This is a genomic window from Streptosporangium sp. NPDC006013 (genome assembly GCF_040614275.1).
In the GTDB taxonomy this organism is placed as follows: domain Bacteria; phylum Actinomycetota; class Actinomycetes; order Streptosporangiales; family Streptosporangiaceae; genus Streptosporangium.
Genome location: NZ_JBEXUE010000185.1, coordinates 1 through 17,880, shown reverse-complemented (window position 1 = coordinate 17,880; position 17,880 = coordinate 1). Strand labels below are relative to the sequence as shown.

The 17,880-nt window shown below is 69.3% G+C and carries 16 protein-coding genes and 1 riboswitch; of the genes, 9 read left to right on the top strand and 7 right to left on the bottom strand.

The window, feature by feature from the left end; all coding sequences use genetic code 11:
- On the top strand, positions 1–302 hold a 302-nt coding region (locus tag ABZ260_RS26075; protein WP_355622657.1), incomplete at its 5' end, for a hypothetical protein.
- A gap of 23 nt (positions 303–325) precedes the next feature.
- Here the strand turns inward: ABZ260_RS26075 and ABZ260_RS26070 are convergent.
- On the bottom strand, positions 326–964 hold the full coding sequence (locus tag ABZ260_RS26070; RefSeq protein WP_355622654.1) for a LysR family substrate-binding domain-containing protein: 639 nt from the start codon (positions 962–964) through the stop codon (positions 326–328).
- Positions 965–1,052: 88 nt separating this feature from the next.
- Here ABZ260_RS26070 and ABZ260_RS26065 point away from each other — a divergent pair, with 88 nt between their 5' ends.
- From ABZ260_RS26065 to ABZ260_RS26040, 6 genes are all read left to right on the top strand, one after another.
- A complete protein-coding gene (locus ABZ260_RS26065) occupies positions 1,053–1,991 on the top strand; it encodes a cyclase family protein (RefSeq protein ID WP_355622652.1) in 939 nt (312 codons plus the stop codon).
- 125 nt (positions 1,992–2,116) lie between these two features.
- Positions 2,117–2,308: a hypothetical protein gene (locus tag ABZ260_RS26060; protein WP_355622649.1), complete on the top strand. Its 192-nt coding sequence runs from the start codon at positions 2,117–2,119 to the stop codon at positions 2,306–2,308.
- Positions 2,309–2,821: 513 nt separating this feature from the next.
- Positions 2,822–2,947 (top strand): hypothetical protein, encoded by a 126-nt coding sequence (locus tag ABZ260_RS26055; RefSeq protein ID WP_355622646.1) that lies wholly within the window; start codon positions 2,822–2,824, stop codon positions 2,945–2,947.
- Positions 2,948–3,366: 419 nt separating this feature from the next.
- Positions 3,367–3,708: a PadR family transcriptional regulator gene (locus ABZ260_RS26050; protein ID WP_350925252.1), complete on the top strand. Its 342-nt coding sequence runs from the start codon at positions 3,367–3,369 to the stop codon at positions 3,706–3,708.
- Positions 3,705–4,583, top strand: coding sequence for a hypothetical protein (locus ABZ260_RS26045; RefSeq protein ID WP_355622643.1), 879 nt, complete (start codon positions 3,705–3,707; stop codon positions 4,581–4,583). Before ABZ260_RS26050 ends, ABZ260_RS26045 begins: the two co-directional genes overlap by 4 nt.
- Positions 4,584–4,784: 201 nt before the next feature.
- Positions 4,785–5,627, top strand: a complete 843-nt coding sequence (locus ABZ260_RS26040; protein WP_355622640.1) for a DUF4184 family protein — start codon at positions 4,785–4,787, stop codon at positions 5,625–5,627.
- A gap of 831 nt (positions 5,628–6,458) precedes the next feature.
- On the opposite strand, the gene ABZ260_RS26035 is transcribed toward ABZ260_RS26040, so the two are convergent.
- On the bottom strand, positions 6,459–7,163 hold the full coding sequence (locus ABZ260_RS26035) for a restriction endonuclease (protein WP_355622637.1): 705 nt from the start codon (positions 7,161–7,163) through the stop codon (positions 6,459–6,461).
- A gap of 807 nt (positions 7,164–7,970) precedes the next feature.
- Here ABZ260_RS26035 and ABZ260_RS26030 point away from each other — a divergent pair.
- Entirely contained in the window at positions 7,971–8,294 is a 324-nt protein-coding gene (locus tag ABZ260_RS26030; protein ID WP_355622625.1) for a type I restriction enzyme endonuclease domain-containing protein, read from the top strand.
- Positions 8,295–8,479: 185 nt separating this feature from the next.
- Here ABZ260_RS26030 and ABZ260_RS26025 read toward each other — a convergent pair whose 3' ends face one another.
- The 3 genes from ABZ260_RS26025 to ABZ260_RS26015 all read right to left on the bottom strand — a co-directional run bounded on the left by ABZ260_RS26025 (position 8,480) and on the right by ABZ260_RS26015 (position 10,801).
- Entirely contained in the window at positions 8,480–8,893 is a 414-nt protein-coding gene (locus tag ABZ260_RS26025) for a type II toxin-antitoxin system VapC family toxin (RefSeq protein ID WP_355622622.1), read from the bottom strand.
- Positions 8,890–9,114: a hypothetical protein gene (locus ABZ260_RS26020; RefSeq protein WP_355622619.1), complete on the bottom strand. Its 225-nt coding sequence runs from the start codon at positions 9,112–9,114 to the stop codon at positions 8,890–8,892. The genes ABZ260_RS26025 and ABZ260_RS26020 overlap by 4 nt, the downstream gene beginning before the upstream one ends.
- A 310-nt stretch (positions 9,115–9,424) precedes the next feature.
- The gene (locus ABZ260_RS26015) at positions 9,425–10,801 is read right to left on the bottom strand and encodes a helix-turn-helix transcriptional regulator (protein ID WP_355622616.1); all 1,377 of its coding nucleotides are present in this window, start codon (positions 10,799–10,801) and stop codon (positions 9,425–9,427) included.
- A 247-nt stretch (positions 10,802–11,048) separates the two neighbouring features.
- On the opposite strand from ABZ260_RS26015, the gene ABZ260_RS26010 reads away from it, so the two are divergent.
- Positions 11,049–11,810, top strand: coding sequence for an ATP-binding protein (locus ABZ260_RS26010; RefSeq protein ID WP_355622613.1), 762 nt, complete (start codon positions 11,049–11,051; stop codon positions 11,808–11,810).
- Between the two features lie 58 nt (positions 11,811–11,868).
- On the opposite strand, the gene metH is transcribed toward ABZ260_RS26010, so the two are convergent.
- Both metH and ABZ260_RS26000 read right to left on the bottom strand, forming a co-directional pair.
- On the bottom strand, positions 11,869–15,528 hold the full coding sequence (metH, locus tag ABZ260_RS26005) for a methionine synthase (protein ID WP_355622610.1): 3,660 nt from the start codon (positions 15,526–15,528) through the stop codon (positions 11,869–11,871).
- 14 nt (positions 15,529–15,542) lie between these two features.
- A riboswitch (S-adenosyl-L-homocysteine riboswitch) is annotated at positions 15,543–15,618 on the bottom strand.
- Between the two features lie 46 nt (positions 15,619–15,664).
- Positions 15,665–17,880, bottom strand: a 2,216-nt coding sequence (locus ABZ260_RS26000) for a thioesterase domain-containing protein (RefSeq protein WP_355622607.1), incomplete at its 5' end; no start/stop codon positions are given.

Below are 17,880 nucleotides of genomic sequence, written 5' to 3'. Positions count from 1 at the left end.
GACGCCACGCCGTCCCATCGAATCCGGCGCGGTTCGAATCACGCGTCATCATTATGCGCGAACGCAGGAATCCCGGCTCGACGGTAAAGGTGCGCTACCTGCCGAAGAACCCCACGACAGCGTGGAACGAGGACGAGGCGGAGGCGGCGGCCAGCCGCACATTCTTCATCTTCCTCGCCCTCCCCATCGGGTGGACAGCGATCATGGCCTGGTACGCCTTCATAGAGTTGCCGAGCCAGGCAGGTGCCAGGGGTGAGCCAGCGCGGCGGTTCCTTAGTTGCCATCGCCGACTTTCCAGATGAGACGACATCTACGCGCACCGAAATCACATGGTCGCGTCGTGTCGGGGTGGGCTGCTTTCCATGCAGCAGCGGACGAAATCTTGGATGACGGGGTCGGTGTCGCCGGCGGGTGCCCAGGCGACGCCGACCTGGCTGGGGCTGACGCCGCCAACGGGCCGGTAGGTGACGCCGGGGCGCGCGTAGAACCGGGCGGCGGATTCGGGGGCCAGGGCAATGCCGTAGCCGTTGGCGATTGCGCTCAGCCAGTCGTCGGGGTGGTCGGTGACGGCGCCGACGCGGACCGGGTGGCCGTCACGCTCGTCGGCGGCCAGCCAGTAGTCCCGCCACCGGCCTGTTTCCGATAAGGCTGCCACGAATGGCTCATCCCACAGGTCCCGGAAAGGGATCAGGTCACGCGTGGCGAACGGGTGTGCCGTGGGGAGCGCGACCCAGCGGGGCTCGGCGAACAGCACCTCCACTCGCAGGGTGTCCTGGCCGGGAAAGGGCAGGCGCAGCAGGGCGACGTCGACATCTCCGTCGGCGAGTCCGGCGGCCGGGTTCGACCATGCGGCCTGCCGCATGTCGACTCTCCAGCCTGGCCGAGCGGATGGGGATTGACATGGGCCTCGCCGGGGGTTGGATCGAGGTTGCTCACACCGTCTCTCCGGCCCCGGCGAGGTCATATCAAAGGAGAGGGCGGGATACCCTGCCTGCGGTGCCTCGAACCACGTGACCGGAGGAGTCGATGCTGGGATGACGGCAGGGCGACCGATGCCCACACAGGACGACGTGCTCGGGTACTTCAACACGCTGTCGAACTGGGGACGGTGGGGCGACGACGACGAGCTCGGCACTCTGAACCACATCACCGACGACGTCCGGCTGGCGGCGGCGCGGGCCGTGCGCCACGGCAGGAGCGTGTCGTGCGCATGGGAGGTTGCCGTACCGGAAGACATGGAGCGGTCGACGACGACGTGCCCGTGCGCCGCCGACATGCCGGGTGCCGAGGACATGCCGGTGCCCGGATTCCGCAACGACCGGCGCTGGGGCTTTTCGTCCGAGCGGCTCGGCGTCACGTTCCACGGCAACACCCTCACCCACGTCGACTCGCCGTGCCACATCTTCTGGGACGGCACGATGTACAACGGGCGGTCGCACTCGCTGGTCGACGCCGCAACGGGATCGGCGTGGGCGTCCGTCACGGCGGCGGCGAACGGGATCATCACGCGTGGTGTCCTGCTGGACATTGCGAGCGTGCGGGATGTGCCGTGGTTGGAACCGGGGCAGGGTGTGTTTCCCGACGATCTCGAGGAGGCCGAGCGTCGCCAGGGTGTGCGGGTGCGATCCGGCGATGCGGTACTCCTGCGGACCGGCTATGGCCGCGTCCGGCACGAGACCGGTGCGGTCAGCGGTTTCACGCAGGCCGGGTGGCACGCGTCCTGCCTGCCGTGGCTGCATGAACGGGAGGTCGCGCTGATCGGCGCTGACACCCCCCAGGACGTTCAGCCATCGGGGTACGAAGGCGTGTTGATGCCGGTTCACGCCGTGAGCCTCGTCGCTATGGGTCTGTGGATGCTCGACAACTGCGACCTGGAGGCGTGCGCGACGACGGCTGCCGAGCTCGGCCAGTGGGACTTCCACCTCGCAGTCGCGCCGGTCCGCTTCGCCGGTACGTCCGGCAGCCCGGTCAACCCGATCGCCACATTCTGACCGCGGTTCACGAGGAGGTGCGACGCCATGAAGGACCCGGCCCGTACCTGGAACGCGGTCGTGGTCGGTGAGGACACGCCGTGCTGGTCGGGAACCAGGCGGCACGAGCGCCTCAAGGCGGGGTGTTGCAGCGTGCGATAGCTGCCGGCCGGACTGACATTGGATCCGCCGTCTGGCCGCCCGCCCCGATCAGGACCGAGCGGCTCGTGCTGCGCGAGTCGCAGGCTCGGGATCGTGTGGCGTTCGTCGAGCTGTTCGACTCGTTGGAGGCGGGTGCCTACGTCGGTGGTGCTCGGCCGCGTGAGGAGAGCCGATAGTCGTTAAGTACTCAGACCGCGAACGGCCGCTCGATGCGTCTCGCGGCGAAGATGGCCTTCACCGGGGTGGGGATGTTCGAGGAGTACGGCGCCGAGCAGTGGTTCGATGTGCGGTTACGACCGTGCCCGACCCATCGGCGACCGCGAGGCGACTGAGGCCCGCGTCCTCCACCTGATCGGAGAACTCGTCGGCGACTACCCCGGGATCAGCGATCCGGATGTCGCCGCCCAGGTCTCCCACGTGCTGCACACAACCGCGATCGAGCTAATTGGCAAGGGGCTTCACTCATGTCTGCGGCCTGGAGGCGAGGCACGCCCGGGGCTACCCAGCGTGATCAAGGCTCACTGGGAAAGGTTCAACGACATCAGGCCCCAAGAGGCTTCCCCCCCCCCTGGTTTCCGGCGACGGTGCGGCGCTCCAGGCGCAGTGTCCCCTCGTTGGCGATACCGCCGCCGTCTCCCGGGGTGTCGCCGCCGGTCACGGTGACGCCCTTCAGAGTGAGCCTGCCCCCCTTGTTGACCGCGAGAATACGGAACAGGTTCGCCCCGTGGTACGAGGAGCGGATCAGGGTCGAGTGCTCGCCGATGATGGTGACCGTCCGGGTGATGGCCGGCAGGGCGTTGCCCGAGTCCAGGTAGTCATCCTCGAAGCGGTAGGCACACCCCCTGTGCGCACTGGCGGGACGACCGGCCCCCTCCTCCCGTACGTCGCGTCTACGGGCGGGTGCTCCAAGCAGTGAGGTCGTTGCCGCTGGGCGTGCTGCAGCCAGGCGATGTGAGCGCGGCCACGGACGTGCGCGCGGACCTCTTGAACGTAGAAGTCCCGGCCCAGTCGGATACGGCCGCACTCTGCATCCGGCGCACGGCCGACGACCTGGGATCGGCCAACCTGTGGGAGCCGGCTCGCAGCACCGCCATTCGAGGTCGGCATGAACAACCGGCTCGACCTGGCCGTCAGACCCACGCAGCGCGCCGGACACGCCTGGACAGCAGTCAACACCGGACACCGCGGCGCCCCAGCATTGTCGATAGTTCGCCGGGCGACATATGTTGAATGGATGAGCGAGCGTGTGTTGCAGGAGCCGACTCTCCTGGTGCTGACAGCCCTGGCGGATGAGCCGCGGCATGGTTACGCCATCGCCCAGGAGGTGAAATCACTCTCCGGTAACCGGGTGATCTTGCGTACCGGCACCCTCTACGGCGCCCTCGATCGGCTGCAGAAGGAAGGGCTGATCGAGGTGCACCGCGAGGAGGTCGTCGACGGCCGGGCCCGCAAGGTCTACGCTTTGGCGCCGTTGGGGCGGGAGAGGCTGGCGGCCGCGGCGGAGCGGATGGCGGCCACCGCCCGTGAAGCCCGCCGGCGGCTGGGGGCCTCCGGGGTAGCGGTGACGCAGGCGTGATCGGGCTGGTTCTGCGCCTGTATCCGCAGCGTTACCGTCTGAAGTGCGGTGAGGAAATCCTTGCCGTCTACCAGCAGGCCGCGGCGGAAATCTCCCCTGCGGGCAGGTTTCGGGAGGCCGCGGACATCGCCGGTCACGCGGTGCGGATGAGGCTGGGCGTGAGTTCCGCGACAGCCGCAGGACGATTGCTGGCAAGTACGGCGCCGTTCGCGGTGGCCGCGGCGGCGGCGGGTTGCGGTGTGCATCTGAGCCGCTGGTATGCCGGCGTGGTCGCCTCGCCGGCCCCTGCGCGTTTCTTCGCCGACGCGTGGAGCGCCCTGCTGCTCGCTTCGGCGCTGGTCGTCGTCGGGGCGGTCACGGCGCTGACGGGACGGTGGCGGGGAGGTGTGGTCGCGGTCGCCGTCGGACTCGCGGGGTCGGCCGTCGCGGCTGTCGTCAGCGGGCCCGCGTTCGGCGACCCGATCGTCACCCCGGCCATGGCGCTGCTCACCGCCTTGGCCGTGTTGGCCTGTCCGCCCGATCTGATGCCGGGGCCCAGGGTGTGTGCCGCAGCCGGCGCGATGGCTGCCGCGGCGTGGCTGCCGGTGACCGCTCTCTACGCGGACGTACTGCCGGTCAGCACCGACTACGGCATGTGGCCCCTGCTCGTACTCGCGGCCACCGGCCTCGCGCTGGCCTGGCGGTCAAGGTCACCGGGGCTGACCGAGACGGCCGTGATGACCGCAGCCTGCCCGCCGTTCCTTGCCCACGCCTACACAGGAGCCTGGGGTCAACTGCTTCCCGTCCTGGGGATCGCCGCAGTTGTGCCGCTGGCCGGTGCGCTGGCCGCCGGCGTGCACGCACTTCGCCTTCGCGGCCGGCCCAGCCGGCGCTAAAGCCCTTCACCAGCCGCCCTCCTCAGCTCGGGGGGCGGTTTCGTGTTTACCGACCCCCCTTCCAGGTAGTCAGTTAACCGTCATATATCTTCGAGGGAGTTATTCAACTGTTCGGCTCATAGGGCTGTGTGCGCCGCCCTACGTCCGACCGCACCCGGCGCTCGCCCCCGCAGGGCCGCACCGGCACGGAGGAGATCCTCGATGCCGTTCACGCTGTCTCACCCCGCAGCCGTCTTGCCGCTGTTGCGCCATCCGTTCTCCCCGGCCGCCCTGGTCTGCGGAGCCATGGCTCCGGACGCGCCGTACTTCCTTGCCGGCGCGCGCATACCCGTGAGTGCCCAGTCCTGGTACGAACCGTTCCTCAACGCCACCGTCTCCCACAGCCTGTCCGGCATCGCCGTGGGGGTGCCGTATGCGCTGGCTCTCCTGATGCTGTACTGGCTGGTGCGCCGCCCGGCCGCCGACCTGCTGCCCGCCCGGCTCTCCCCGGCCAGGTCGGCCGAGCGCGGCGGTGATGGCCTGCGCCGGACAGGCTGGGTGCTGCTGTCCGTCGTGATCGGCATCCTGTCCCACCTGATATGGGACTCCTTCACGCACGCCGACGGCTACGTGGTCACCCACCTGAGCGTCCTGCGGTCCTACGTCACGGGGGATCTCACGGTAGCGCGGGTGGTCCAGCACATCAGCACGGTCGGAGGGCTGGTCGCCATCACGGTGCACCTGTGGCGCCGCCCGAGCCGAGTCCCCGCCGACACCACCGTCCGGGTCGGGCTTTCGGCAGCGGCACGCTGGAGCGTTATAACAGCGCTGACCGTTGCCGCCCTCACCGGCGCTGTGGTCAACGTGCAGACCCTGGAGGACTACCGGGGCGGACCTGCCGCAGCCGACCAGGCAACTGTCCAACAGGTAGTGGAGGGAATTCTCTCGGACTCGGCGAAGGGCGGTGGCGCCGCGCTGGCCTGCGCGCTCACCCTTTACGCCTGCGCTTGGTGGACACACAGGGCGATCCGACCCGCTGTGCCGCACGACTTGAGCACACAGTAGAACCCGGTGCGGGCAGCGAGGAGCCGGACTCGCGCCACCTTCCCGCCGACCTCGTTCACGCCGGTCAAGCTGCGGTCATCCCGTCGGAATCGGTCAGGCTCCCGGGCCGGTTGCGTCCACGAAGGTGGCGTACGAGTTTCCCCAGCCAGATGGCGTGGCGCCGCCTGTTCCACCACTCCACCGGAGGCCCCGCGGTCGTCCGATCCTGCCCGTGGCCGGTACGTCGGATCGGAACACGTCCATGCCCAGCACCTCGACGATCCGCGGATCGGCGCCCCGGCCCTGCTTATGGCCGGGCGGGATGAGGCGACATCCCGGCAGCCGTGGAGAAAGTCGAGGCCGTCTCGGCAGCAGCACATCCCAGCACGTCCAGCATCAGTCATCGCGGAAACTCAGACCGCGAGATGCCAACTCCTCACGGAGGATTCGTATGGCCTTCGGTCCGACTCCATGGATGTCCAGGAGTTCGCGTTCGGACCGGGCGGCCAACTGTTCGTAGCGGGTTATCCCGTTGGCCGCCAGTCCACGTGGCGCAACCTTACCCAGGGAGGGCGGAAACTCTGTCTCGTCCACAATCAATCCTTGTCGGCGGTCGACGGTTGCGTCCACGAAAATAGTGAAGGATGGTTCCCCCGCCTGACCAGGAAAACGGCGAAGCCGCCAGCGGGAGGCCCCACGGAAGCCAGGACCTTGGGCCGATGGACAGCGATAGCGCCAGCCCTCCGAACATCTCCTCGGACAGCGACAAAAGCCCAGGGAACTGGGGCTTGTCACGCAACGCAAGCAGAAATTATGGTCCGCGACACCGTACCCGTTCGGCGCGCCTTCGTTTCAGGGTTGAAGGGTGTCGTGGTGCTGGGCGGGGTGGCGGATGAGCCGGGAAGAGGTGTGGCGCAGACGCCGCCAGCGGCGCAGCGGGGTGGTCAGTCTCAGCAGATGCTGCAGGGACGCTTCGCCGGTGGCCCAGCGGCCGAGCTCGTCGCGGCTCAGCAGGTGGATCCGGAAGTCATCGGCCGTTTGGCGGGCATCGCGGGTGAAGGAGCCATTGGTGACCACCACGGCGACGTCGCCGCCGTGCGCGGCGGCGGCCGTGCCGTTGACCTCGTAGATGACCCGGGAGCCGACCTTGGCGGCGGTGGTGGTGTGCTTGCACTGCACGACGATGACGTAGCCGCCGCGCTCGCGGCCGATGACGTCGGCCGCCTTGTCTCCGCGCTGTCCCACGTGCCGGGCCGCGATGCCGTCTCGAATCATGAGGTCGCACACGGCCCGCTCGAAATCAGTGGGATTCATCGCATCCAGTTGCGGCAGCGTCAGCTGCAGATGGCGCAGCCGCTCAGAACGGTGCCGGGCGGCAACGGCTTTGAGTTGAGACCATCCAATAATCGCCAGAACAGCGCACACTCCCGCGGAAACCCCGATGTACCAGGTGCTGAAAATCGCGTCGACAACGACGCCGATGATTTGAATCGCGAAAGATCCGGCGACGAGTGTGATGACGGCGGCGGCGCACCATTCCACCGGTCCGGCGGGCATTCGTGGCCGGGGAAGGCGCCGCCGCAGTGCGCGTGTGAGGCGTTTCACGGCGCCCCGGTCGGCTCGGGCGGCGGCTCCTGGCCGGCGTCGGCAACCTGCTCGGGGGCCAGGATCTGTGCCGGGGGTGCGGGCTCTGACACCGAGGACGGCGGTTGGGCCGGGGTTGGCTGCTCAGTGCCGCTCTGGGTCCAAAACCATGCGATGGCGGCGATGGCGGCCAGGAGGACCCAGCCGGATCCTTTCGCGCTTTTCGGTTTCGGTCTATTGACCCAATGCCCACGCCGATAATACCTGCCTCGCGACATGACGGCTCCCTGAAAATGTTGGTGGTGTTTCGCCGTGTAGCGGCTTATGGGAGATATAAACACGCACCACCGACAGATGAGCCCGCATTCGCGGTGTTCGGGAAAGCCGAGAATAGATAAGTGTGTTTCCACCGGGTGAGCAGATTGTCGCTTCTTTGACGTAGCAACGGGAGCTGCCCGGATGCCTCATGCGCCACCGCGGTGGTTATGCGAGCAGAGTTGGGCCCGGGTCTGCACCTGGTGACGGGCGAGTCAGGATGAGCTTGAAAGGGGATCGGTGTCGTTGCACGGCGAGAGGTGGGTCTCGAGGGGTAGGGAGTGAGTTACGGATCGGTGGCACAGAGTGTTGGTTGTTCGGGTGGGGACGATCGTGGTGAGTTGAGAGCATCGGGGGTCCGCAGGCGAGCTTAGGGGGCGTACGGATGCGTGCCACGACGACAGGGCCATGCGGACTCTTGAACCGCGATGGCTTCCCCCGCATGCTGAAAGCGAAGGGAGCCTCATGGTCAGTGAGAACGCTGCCAAGCTCGCGGTGCTCATCGATGCCGACAACACCCACTACGACGCGGTGGCCAACCACGGCCTGGCGAAGGCCCTGATGGGCGACGACACCCTCGCACAGATCGCCCGCGCGCTGGTCGCGGACATCCGCAAGAACCTGACCGTCGACTGGCTCTCCCGCGAACCGGTACGCGCCAAGCTGCGCAACCGCATCCGACGCCTGCTCACCCGGTTCGACTACCCACCGGACGAGGAACGCGCGGCCGTGGACCTCGTCCTCAAGCAGATGGAAACCTTCGCCACCGAGTGGGCCCCGACCGCATAGTGCGATAAGCGTGTCCTCTGGGGCGCGGAAGTGGGCGGCGCCGGGAACTCCCCGGTGGAATCGGGAGCCCGGCGTTCGCGCTTTCTCCGGTTACGCCTCTGGCGTTTCGTGGTTACGGCAGCGGCTCCTGGCTGAGCTGGAAGCGGACCTACTGGCCAACCGGTTACGCCTCCGGTGTTTCGTGGTTACGGCAGCGGGGGTGGGTAGCGGTGGATCTCCGCTCGGTGTCCCGTCGCACCGGCGAACTTGGCGTCATCGGTCAGCAGCGGCATTCCCAGCAGTTCGGCGAGGGCCACGTACATGCCGTCGTAGGCGGTGAGATTGTTGCGCAGTTCCAGCACCCGCGACTGCAGAGGCAGCATCGAATGCCGGACGATCCGCAGCTGGGCGTAGCGCTCCAGCATGATCCGGCCCCGCGCCTCGGAAATCCGCACCTCCGGCTTACTGGTGATCACATGCCCGCGCACCACCGAGGCGATCTCCACGTCGATCAACGCCGGGGCGTGCACCTTGCGCGCCAACCGCCGACGAAGAAGATCGTCACCCTTCACGTTGGCCAGCAGGCGGAAAACGATCGAGGCGTCCACGACCAGACTCACCGGTGGCCCTCGCGCAGCGTCTCGCGGACGAAATCGGGGTCGTACGGAACCGGCTCATCGGCGGCGATCTTGGCCATCACCTCGTCCAGCGCCGGGGTGGCCGCCTCCTCGTTCAGCAGATCACGCAGGTAGGCCGTCAGTGATTTACCCTCACGCTCGGCCCGCGCCTTCAACGTCCGCTCGGTCGCTTCGGGGACATCTCGAATCTGTATGATTCCCACACCTCCACGTTAGCATGCATCTTGCATGCATATTCGTTGCCGACTACCGTCATCGCCTCGACGCATTCAGCCAGCCCCCAGCGCCACGGCCAGGCCACCATGTCACCAGCACGCACCGAATATGTCACTCACCGCTACCAGGTGGCACTGTTTTCCCGCATTTCCTCCCCGCCGTGAACGACGGGGCCTCCACGCTGCAATTCCGGTGATCGGACCCGCGCCGCCGTCGCCCGCGACTGCTGACGACGCCGGGTCACTCCGGGGCGAGCGGCATTTCCCACCCCCCTCGGCGTCGGACCCGGCGCGGTCATCAGGCGGCGAGTTCGTGGTTCAGGTGGTCGCGGAACTCGCGGACCATCATGCTGCCCCTGTACGGCTCAAGCCGGTCGGCGAACTGCCGGATCAAGTCGGTCGAGCGGGCGGAGGTCAGTGCCTTCGTCGCCGGGATCGCGGCTCGGGCGGCGGCGAGGGACTGTTCCAGCTCGCCCATCCCCAGGTACGCCTCGGCCGTGTGCAGCCTGTTGCGCTGGGCGGATCGCGGGAAACGGTTGCCGAACTCCGCCACGGCCGCTTCCGCGCAGTCCGCAGCCCGCCTATGCTCGCCAAGCAGGCTCCAACAGCGGCCAATCTGTGCTTTGAACTCCGCCTCGTCATACCTGGCGATCCACGCCGGGTCGCGGTCGATGGTCCCCTGGGCGTACGCGCGCTCGGCCTCGACGAGCAGCCGCTCAACCTGCTTGGCACCGTGCCTGTCGTGGGTCTCGGCCGCCCCACTCTGCATAGCCGTCGCCCATGCCTGCTTGGTCAGCATCAGCGCCATGACGTGCGGAGATGCCTGTGCGCGGCGTGCGGTGTCGGCCGCGGCTCTGGCCAGCCACACCGCCAGGGCGGCCTGCTCCAAATGAAGCGCCTGCGAGGTCATCGTCACCAGTATCCAGACACCGGTCAGCGGGTCGTTCCCCGTCTTCGCCAGCCGCAGCGCCTGACCGAAGTGCTGCTGCGCCTGACCGTGCTGGTTCAGGTCGAAAGCCGTCCAGCCCGCCAACCAAGTCATTCCGGCCGCCGCCGACATCAGCGCCGATCCCACCTGGTCGTCGTAGCGGCCTCGCAGCAACGGGGTCACCGTGGTGTCTAGGTACCGAACCACCGTCGGGCGGACCAGACCGGCCCCGAACTGGTCGTCCAGGTTACTGAAAACCTTGCGCGCCTCGTTGATCCGGTCGATGTCGGCCTGGCCCACCGTGCGCCTGTTTCCTCGCTGCGCGACCGCCTGAGGCGGGTCGCTGTAGTTCCACGCCGTTATCCAACCCGCCAAAACCGAGGGCACGAACGGCAACGCGGTCAGCAGGTGGCGGCGGGATTCGTCCATCTCATACCTCCACAGCAGCGCGGCTGACTTCACGCTAGCCGCCGTCGATGTGTCGCCGTACTCCGCGACCGGCCACGAAGATGTCTCCCCGAGGGCCCACCCTTCTATCCACTGCTCAACCTCCTCCGCCTCCGCCTCGAACACCGCCGCGATCTTCCTGCGACTGTGCGGCCGGATCCCTTGCTCGCTCCGCTCCCACCTCCCCCACGTCCCCACGGCCACCCCGACCGCGTCCGCCGCCTCCTCCTGCGTCATCCCCCGCTCCAGCCGCGCCCTCAGTAGATCCGGACGCCCCTTCCCGCCGCCTGCCTTCCCCATGACCACTCTCTCTCGGTAGTCGGACCACAACTCATTGTGATGTCCGCAAGCCCCCGGCCACCATCCCCACAGCCAAACGACAGATTTTCGCCCACCGACGCCCGACACGACCGGCTGATACCCAACCACGTTCACCGCTGACCGGGCCTCGCCGGGCAGCGATCAACGATCAAGCGTTGACCTTCACCTCCGTCCCCACGCTGGCGTTTCCTGCTGGGCACAGCCCCACCGCGAACGGAGCGTGCTCATGCCAGCAACCGGCGACATCCCCCCAGGTTCACCACACCACCCCGCAGAAAGCCCGGCTCCCGCACCCGACCACAACTGGAAACCTTTCACCCCGCCCGGAGCCACCACCACCTCGGCCTACAGCACCGAAACAACGATCCGGAACATCACGACACCGCGACAGGATGTCCAAACTCCGAGCGAGGCCGACGGCACGACGGGACAGGAAAACAGCACGGCCGGGCTACCCAGCGGCACAACGGGACCAGACAGCGACGCGGCGGGGCGGAGTGACATCCGTGCGCTGGTCAAGGTCCTGCGACCCGGCTCCGCCTCACGACGGGCCCGCGCCATCGTTCGCGACGTGCTCCAGCAGGCGGGACCGCCCGAGGACGACATCGACACCGCCGAACTCATCGTCGCCGAACTCGCCGCCAACGCCGAGAAACACGCCCGCCCCCCGTACGAGCTGCGCGTCTTCAGCCTGGACGGTACCCCCAGCTGGTGCGAGGTCGTCGACGGCGACCCCGACACCCACGAGGTCCGGCTCATCCTCAACCTGCTGCACTCGGTGCAGGAGATCGGCCTGCCGCTGCTCGCCGAGAACGGCCGCAGCCTGCTCCTAGCCCACCGGCTCTCGCACGGCCACTGCCGGACCTACCCCGTCACCACCCTGGCCGGCGCCCCCGGCAAGGCCGTCGCCTTCGCCCTGCCCACTCGCTCGGGCGACCGCCTGATCCTCTCGTCCCTCCCCTGCCTCCACCGCCGGTCAACAAGTTGAACCGTGTTCCCGTCGGCCGGGGCCGTCAGCGGCCCTCGGCGCCGGCCGACGGATCAGATCACTCGGGATCGTAGGCGAGGTTGGGGCGCAGCCAGCGCTCGACCTCGGCGAGGTCCAGGCCGCGGCGCACGGCGTAGTCCTCGACCTGGTCCCGGCCGAGGCGCCCCACAGTGAAGTACCGCGACGACTCGTGGGCGAAGATCAACCCGCTCACGCTCGCGGCCGGGGTCATCGCGAAGGACTCGGTCAGCCCCATGCCGAGCCGGTCGGCGTCCAGCAGGTTGAACAGCTCCCGCTTCTCGCTGTGGTCCGGGCTCGCGGGGTAGCCGAGCGCGGGACGGATACCGCGGAAACGCTCGGCGTGCAGGTCCTCGAGGCGGGGGGCGGCGTCCGGCTCGAACCAGTCCCGCCGCGCCTTCAGGTGGATGTACTCGGCGAACGCCTCGGCCAGCCGGTCGGCGAGGGCCTTCACCATGATCGCCCGGTAGTCGTCGTTCTGGGCCTCGTAGGCGTCCGCGAGGGTTTCGGCGCCGTGGATCGCCACGGCGAACCCGCCGAGGTGGTCCCCCGCCGGAGCCAGGTAGTCCGCCAGGCACCTGTTGGGCCGGCCTTCGGGCTTGGCCGTCTGCTGGCGCAGCATCGGCAGGCGGAGGCCGTGCTCAAGCACGATGTCGTCGCCCTCGGAGTGGGCGGGCCAGTAGCCGTAGGCGCCCCGGGCCTGGAAGCTTCCCTCGGCGATGATCTGGTCCAGCAGGGTGTTGGCGTCGTCGAAGAGCTCGCGGGCCACCGGCTGGTCGAGGATCGCCGGGTACTTGCCCTTCAGCTCCCAGGCCAGGAAGAGGAACTGCCAGTCGATCATCTCCCGGAGGGCGGCCAGGTCCGGCTCCACGACGCGGACGCCGGTGAAGTCGGGGACGGGCAGATCGTCGAACGGGACCCGCTCGGGGTTCGCCCGGGCCCGGTCGACGGTCAGCAGGGGGGTGCGCTGCTTGCTCGCGTACTGCTCACGGAGGCGCTCCTGGTCGGCGCGGTTGCTCGCGTCCAGCTCTCCGGCCCGCTCGGTGTCCAGCAGGTCGGAGACCACGCCGACGACGCGGGAGGCGTCGAGCACGTGGACCGTGCTGTGGTCGTAGGCGGGGGCGATGCGGACCGCGGTGTGCTGGCGCGAGGTCGTGGCGCCGCCGACCAGCAGGGGCAGCTTCAGCCCGCGGCGCCGCATCTCCTCGGCGACGGTGACCATCTCGTCCAGCGACGGGGTGATCAGCCCGGAGAGCCCGACGACGTCGGCGCCCTCGGCGACCGCGGTGTCCAGGATCACGGAGGCCGGGACCATCACCCCGAGGTCGACGACCTGGTAGTTGTTGCAGCCCAGCACGACGCCGACGATGTTCTTGCCGATGTCGTGCACGTCGCCCTTGACGGTGGCGAGCACCACCTTTCCCTGGCCCCGGCCGGTGTCGAGGCGTCCTTCCAGCCGCGCCTGCTCCTTCTCCGCCTCCATGTAGGGCTCAAGGTAGGCGACCGAGCGCTTCATCACCCGGGCGCTCTTGACCACCTGCGGCAGGAACATCTTCCCCGCGCCGAACAGGTCGCCCACGACCTTCATCCCGTCCATCAGCGGCCCCTCGATCACCTCCAGGGGGCGCGCCCGCTGCTGCCTGGCCTCCTCGGTGTCGGCCTCGATGAAGTCGACGATGCCGTGCACCAGGGCGTACGACAGGCGCTCCTCCACCGGGGCCTCGCGCCAGGCCAGGTCCACGACGCGACGTGTGCCGGTCCCGCTCACCGTGTCGGCGAAGGCGACGAGCCGGTCGGTGGCGTCGTCGCGCCGGTCGAAGATCACATCCTCGACGAGTTCGAGCAGGTCGGCGGGGATGTCCTGGTAGACCGCGAGCTGCCCGGCGTTGACGATGCCCATGTCGAGGCCGGCGCGCACGGCGTGGAAGAGGAACGCCGAGTGCATCGCCTCACGTACGACGTCGTTGCCCCGGAAGGAGAACGACAGGTTGGAGATGCCGCCGCTGGTCCGCACCCCCGGGCAGCGCTGCTTGATCAGCGGCAGCGCCTCGATGAACGCCTTCGCGTAGCCGTCGTGCTCGGCGATGCCGGTGGCGACCGCGAGCACGTTGGGGTCGAACACGATGTCCTCGGCGGCGAACCCGGCCTTCCGCGTCAGCAGGTCGTAGGCGCGGGCGCAGATCGACACCTTGCGCTCCACGGTGTCGGCCTGCCCCTGCTCGTCGAAGGCCATGACCACCACGCCGGCCCCGTAGCCCCGGATGATCCGCGCCTGCTCCAGGAACGACTCCTCGCCCTCCTTGAGGCTGATCGAGTTGACGACGCCCTTGCCCTGCACGCACTTGAGCCCGGCCTCCAGCACGCTCCAGCGCGAACTGTCGATCATGACCGGGATGCGGGCGACCTCCGGCTCGGTCGCGATCAGGTTCAGGAAGGTGGTCATCGCCCGCTCGCTGTCGAGCAGGTCGGCGTCCATGTTGACGTCGAGCAGGTTGGCCCCGCCGCGCACCTGTTCCAGGGCGACATCGACGGCGCCCTGATGGTCGTCCGCCTCGATCAGGCGCCGGAAACGCGCCGAGCCGGTGACGTTGGTGCGCTCCCCGATCATGACGAATCCGGTGTCCGGGCCGATCTCGAAGGGCTCCAGGCCGCTGAACCGGGTGCGGGCCGCCGGCGCCGGGATCTGGCGGGGCGGGAGGCCGGACACGGCGGCCGCGATCCGCTCGATGTGCCCCGGCGAGGTCCCACAGCACCCGCCGACGACGTTGACCATGCCCGCCCTGGCGAACTCGTCGAGCAGCGCCGCCGTCTCCTCCGGGGTCTCGTCGTAGCCGCCGAACGCGTTGGGCAGGCCGGCATTGGGATGGCAGGCCACGTAGGTGTCCGCCAGGCGCGACAGCTCGGCGACGTGCGGGCGCGCCTCCTTGGCGCCCAGCGCGCAGTTCACGCCGACCACGAGCGGTTCGGCGTGCCGGATCGCGCTCCAGAACGCCTCGACGGTCTGCCCCGACAGCGTGCGCCCGCTCAGGTCGACGATCGTCACCGAGATCCACAGCGGCAGGTGCGGGGCGACCTCGCGCGCGGCGGCGATCGCGGCCTTCGCGTTGAGCGTGTCGAAGATCGTCTCGATCAGCAGCAGGTCGACCCCGCCGTCGGCCAGCGCCTGGATCTGCTCGGCGTAGGCGGCGCGGACCTCGTCGAAGGTCACCGCCCGGTAGGCCGGGTCCTCGACGCGCGGGGAGAGCGAGAGCGTGACGTTCAGCGGGCCGATCGAGCCGGCCACGAAACGTCCGCCCGCCTCGTCCGCGGCCTGGCGCGCCAGCTGGGCGCCCCGCAGGTTCATCTCCCGCACCCATGGCTCCAGCCCGTAGTCGGCCTGGCCGACGCTGGTCGCGGTGAAGGTGTTCGTGGTGGTGATGTCCGCGCCCGCCGCGAGGTATTGGCGGTGGATGTCCAGGATGACGTCGGGGCGGGTCAGGTTCAGCAGGTCCGGGTCGCCGGTCAGGTCACGCGGGTGCTCTGCGAACCGCTCGTCGCGATAGTCGTCCGGGGTGAGCGAGGCGCCCTGCAACATCGTGCCCCAGGCCCCGTCGAGCACCGCGATCCGCCGCTCCAGCAGCTCCCGCAGTGCCTGTACCCGGTCGTCCGCTCCCGGCACGCCGTTCCCGTGCTCGTCGCTGTGCCTCGAAGAATCGTTCATCGGACCACCTCCCGTTGTGGGAGGCGCCCTTGGTGGAAGATCGCGGTCGAGCGTGGCGGGCCTGAACCCGTTGCAGCGCCTCTCGACCTGAAGATCGAGGGTACCCAAAAATAAATGAGGACACCAAGGCCGATCCTCAGTCGGCGAGGAAACGGCTGATCAGGTCGACGTGCGGGGCGCGGAGAAGTTCGTGGTGCTCTCCGGGGATCTCGTGGACGGTCAGGTCGGAGACGGTCTGGCGCCAGCCCGCCTCCTGGACGGCGCGCAGCGCGGGCGGATGCGACTCGCTGGCCAACAGGGTGACCCGGCCGTGGAACCAGCCGGCCCGGTAGTCGGCCAGGCCGCGCAGGCTGTCGCGCCAGAGCCGCAGCAGCTCCGGCCCGTACGCCTCGTGGTAGGCGGCCACCTGGGAGGAGGTCATGCCCAGCCCGGCGAAGAAGCCCACCTTCGAGTCGAGCAGGGTCTGCCGGGCCTCGGCGGCGCCCAGCGGGGCCAGCCGGTCGATCAGCGCCTCCAGTTCGGCCAGCTCGCCCAGCAGGTCGGTCACGAACACCTCGGGCAGCACCGAGTCGATCAGCACCACCTGGTCGACCTGGTGGCCGAGCGCCTGTAGCCGCCTGGCCGTCTCGAAGGCCAGCACACCGCCCGCGGACCAGCCGGCGAGCATGTACGGACGCGCCAGGTCCAGTCCCGAACCGGCCAGCTCCCGGGCGTACCTGGCGGCCATGTCCGGCAGCGGACCGGCTTTCACCCCCGACTCCAGCGCCTGCAGCGCGTGGACCGGCCGGTGCGCGGCGAGCCTGGCCGCCAGCCCCGCGTAGCAGCGTGCGGAGCCGCCGAGCGGATGGAAGCAGTACAGCGGAGCTCCGGCGGACGAGGAGACGGCCAGCGGGGTGATCACGGGGAGCGTGGCGGCCGGAGCACCGTCACTCCCCAGGTCGGCGCCGTGGCCGGGCTCCCGGGCGGGGCCGGAGCCGTTCTTTTGGCCGTGACCGAGGCCGGAGGAGCCGGAGGCGGGGCCGGGATCGGGGCCGCCGGCGGCGCCGGGGGCCGGGTCGTGCCCCGAAGACCCGTCGGAGGCGTGCCCGAAGCCACGGTCGGAACCGGGGACGGCCGCGGACACCAGGGTGGCCAGGCCGCTGACCGTGGCGTTGGCCAGGAACCTGCGGAGCTTGACCTTCACGCCCAGGCGCTGTTCCACGCTCGCCATCAGCCGTACCGCGCCCAGGGAGTCGATACCCCTGGCGAACAGGTCCTCGTCCGCGCCGACGTCGTCGGAGCCGATCCCGAGCAGCCCGGCGATCAGGTCGGCGATCTGCCCCTCGACGGCGGTACGCGCCCGGCGCGGAGCGGGCTCCTCCGCCGCGTCCCGCACGGTGGCGGCGTTCACCTCCGGCAGCGCGGATCGGTCCACCTTGCCGTTGCGGTTGAGCGGGATCGTGGGCAGCGGCACGAAGACCGAGGGCACCATGTACTCGGGCAGGCTCCGGGCCAGGCCCGCGCGCATCTCGGCCGCCGTGGCGGTGCCGACGACGTAGGCGACGAGCCTTCGCCCTCCTCCGGAGCCGGAACCGATCGCGGACGCGGGTCCAGAGGATCCGGGTGCGGCTTCGGATCCGGGCCGGGGTTCAGGAACGGGTACGGTTCCAGGTCCGGGCCGGGGCCCGGGTACGGGCGCGGTTCCGGATCCGGGCCGGGGTTCGGGTACCGGTACGGTTCCGGGTTCGGTTCGGGGGTCGGGCACGGGTGCGGCGATGACGACCGACTGTTCGACGCCCGGCAGTTCGTCCAGGGCGGCCTCGACCTCTCCCAGCTCGACACGGAATCCCCTTACCTTCACCTGGTCGTCAAGCCTGCCGAGGAACTCGAACTCCCCGTCGGAGCGGAGCCTGCCCAGGTCCCCGGTGCGGTAGAGCCGCGAGCCCGGCGGGCCGAAGAGGTCGGGCAGGAAGCGCTCGGCGGTCAGCGCGGGCCTGCCGTGGTAGCCGCGCACCACGCACTCGCCGCCGATGTACAGCTCGCCGGGCACCCCCATCGGGAGCGGACGCATGGCGTCGTCCAGCACGTACATGGCGGTGCCGGGGATGGGCCTGCCGATGGGGACCAGCTCTCCGCCGATCGGGCCGGTCACGGTGTGCACGCAGTTGGCGACGGACGCCTCGGTCGGGCCGTACTCGTTGAGCAGCACCGGTGCCGGGTCCAGCGCCTGCCAGAACGCCAGCGCCCGGCTGGGGAAGGCGTCTGCGCCCACCACCAGGACCCCGGCCAGGCCCGCGGCCTGCTCGGCGGAGAGCTGCCCGGCCAGGACCTCCAGGTGTCCGGGGGTGAGCTTGACGAACCCGTACGGCCGGG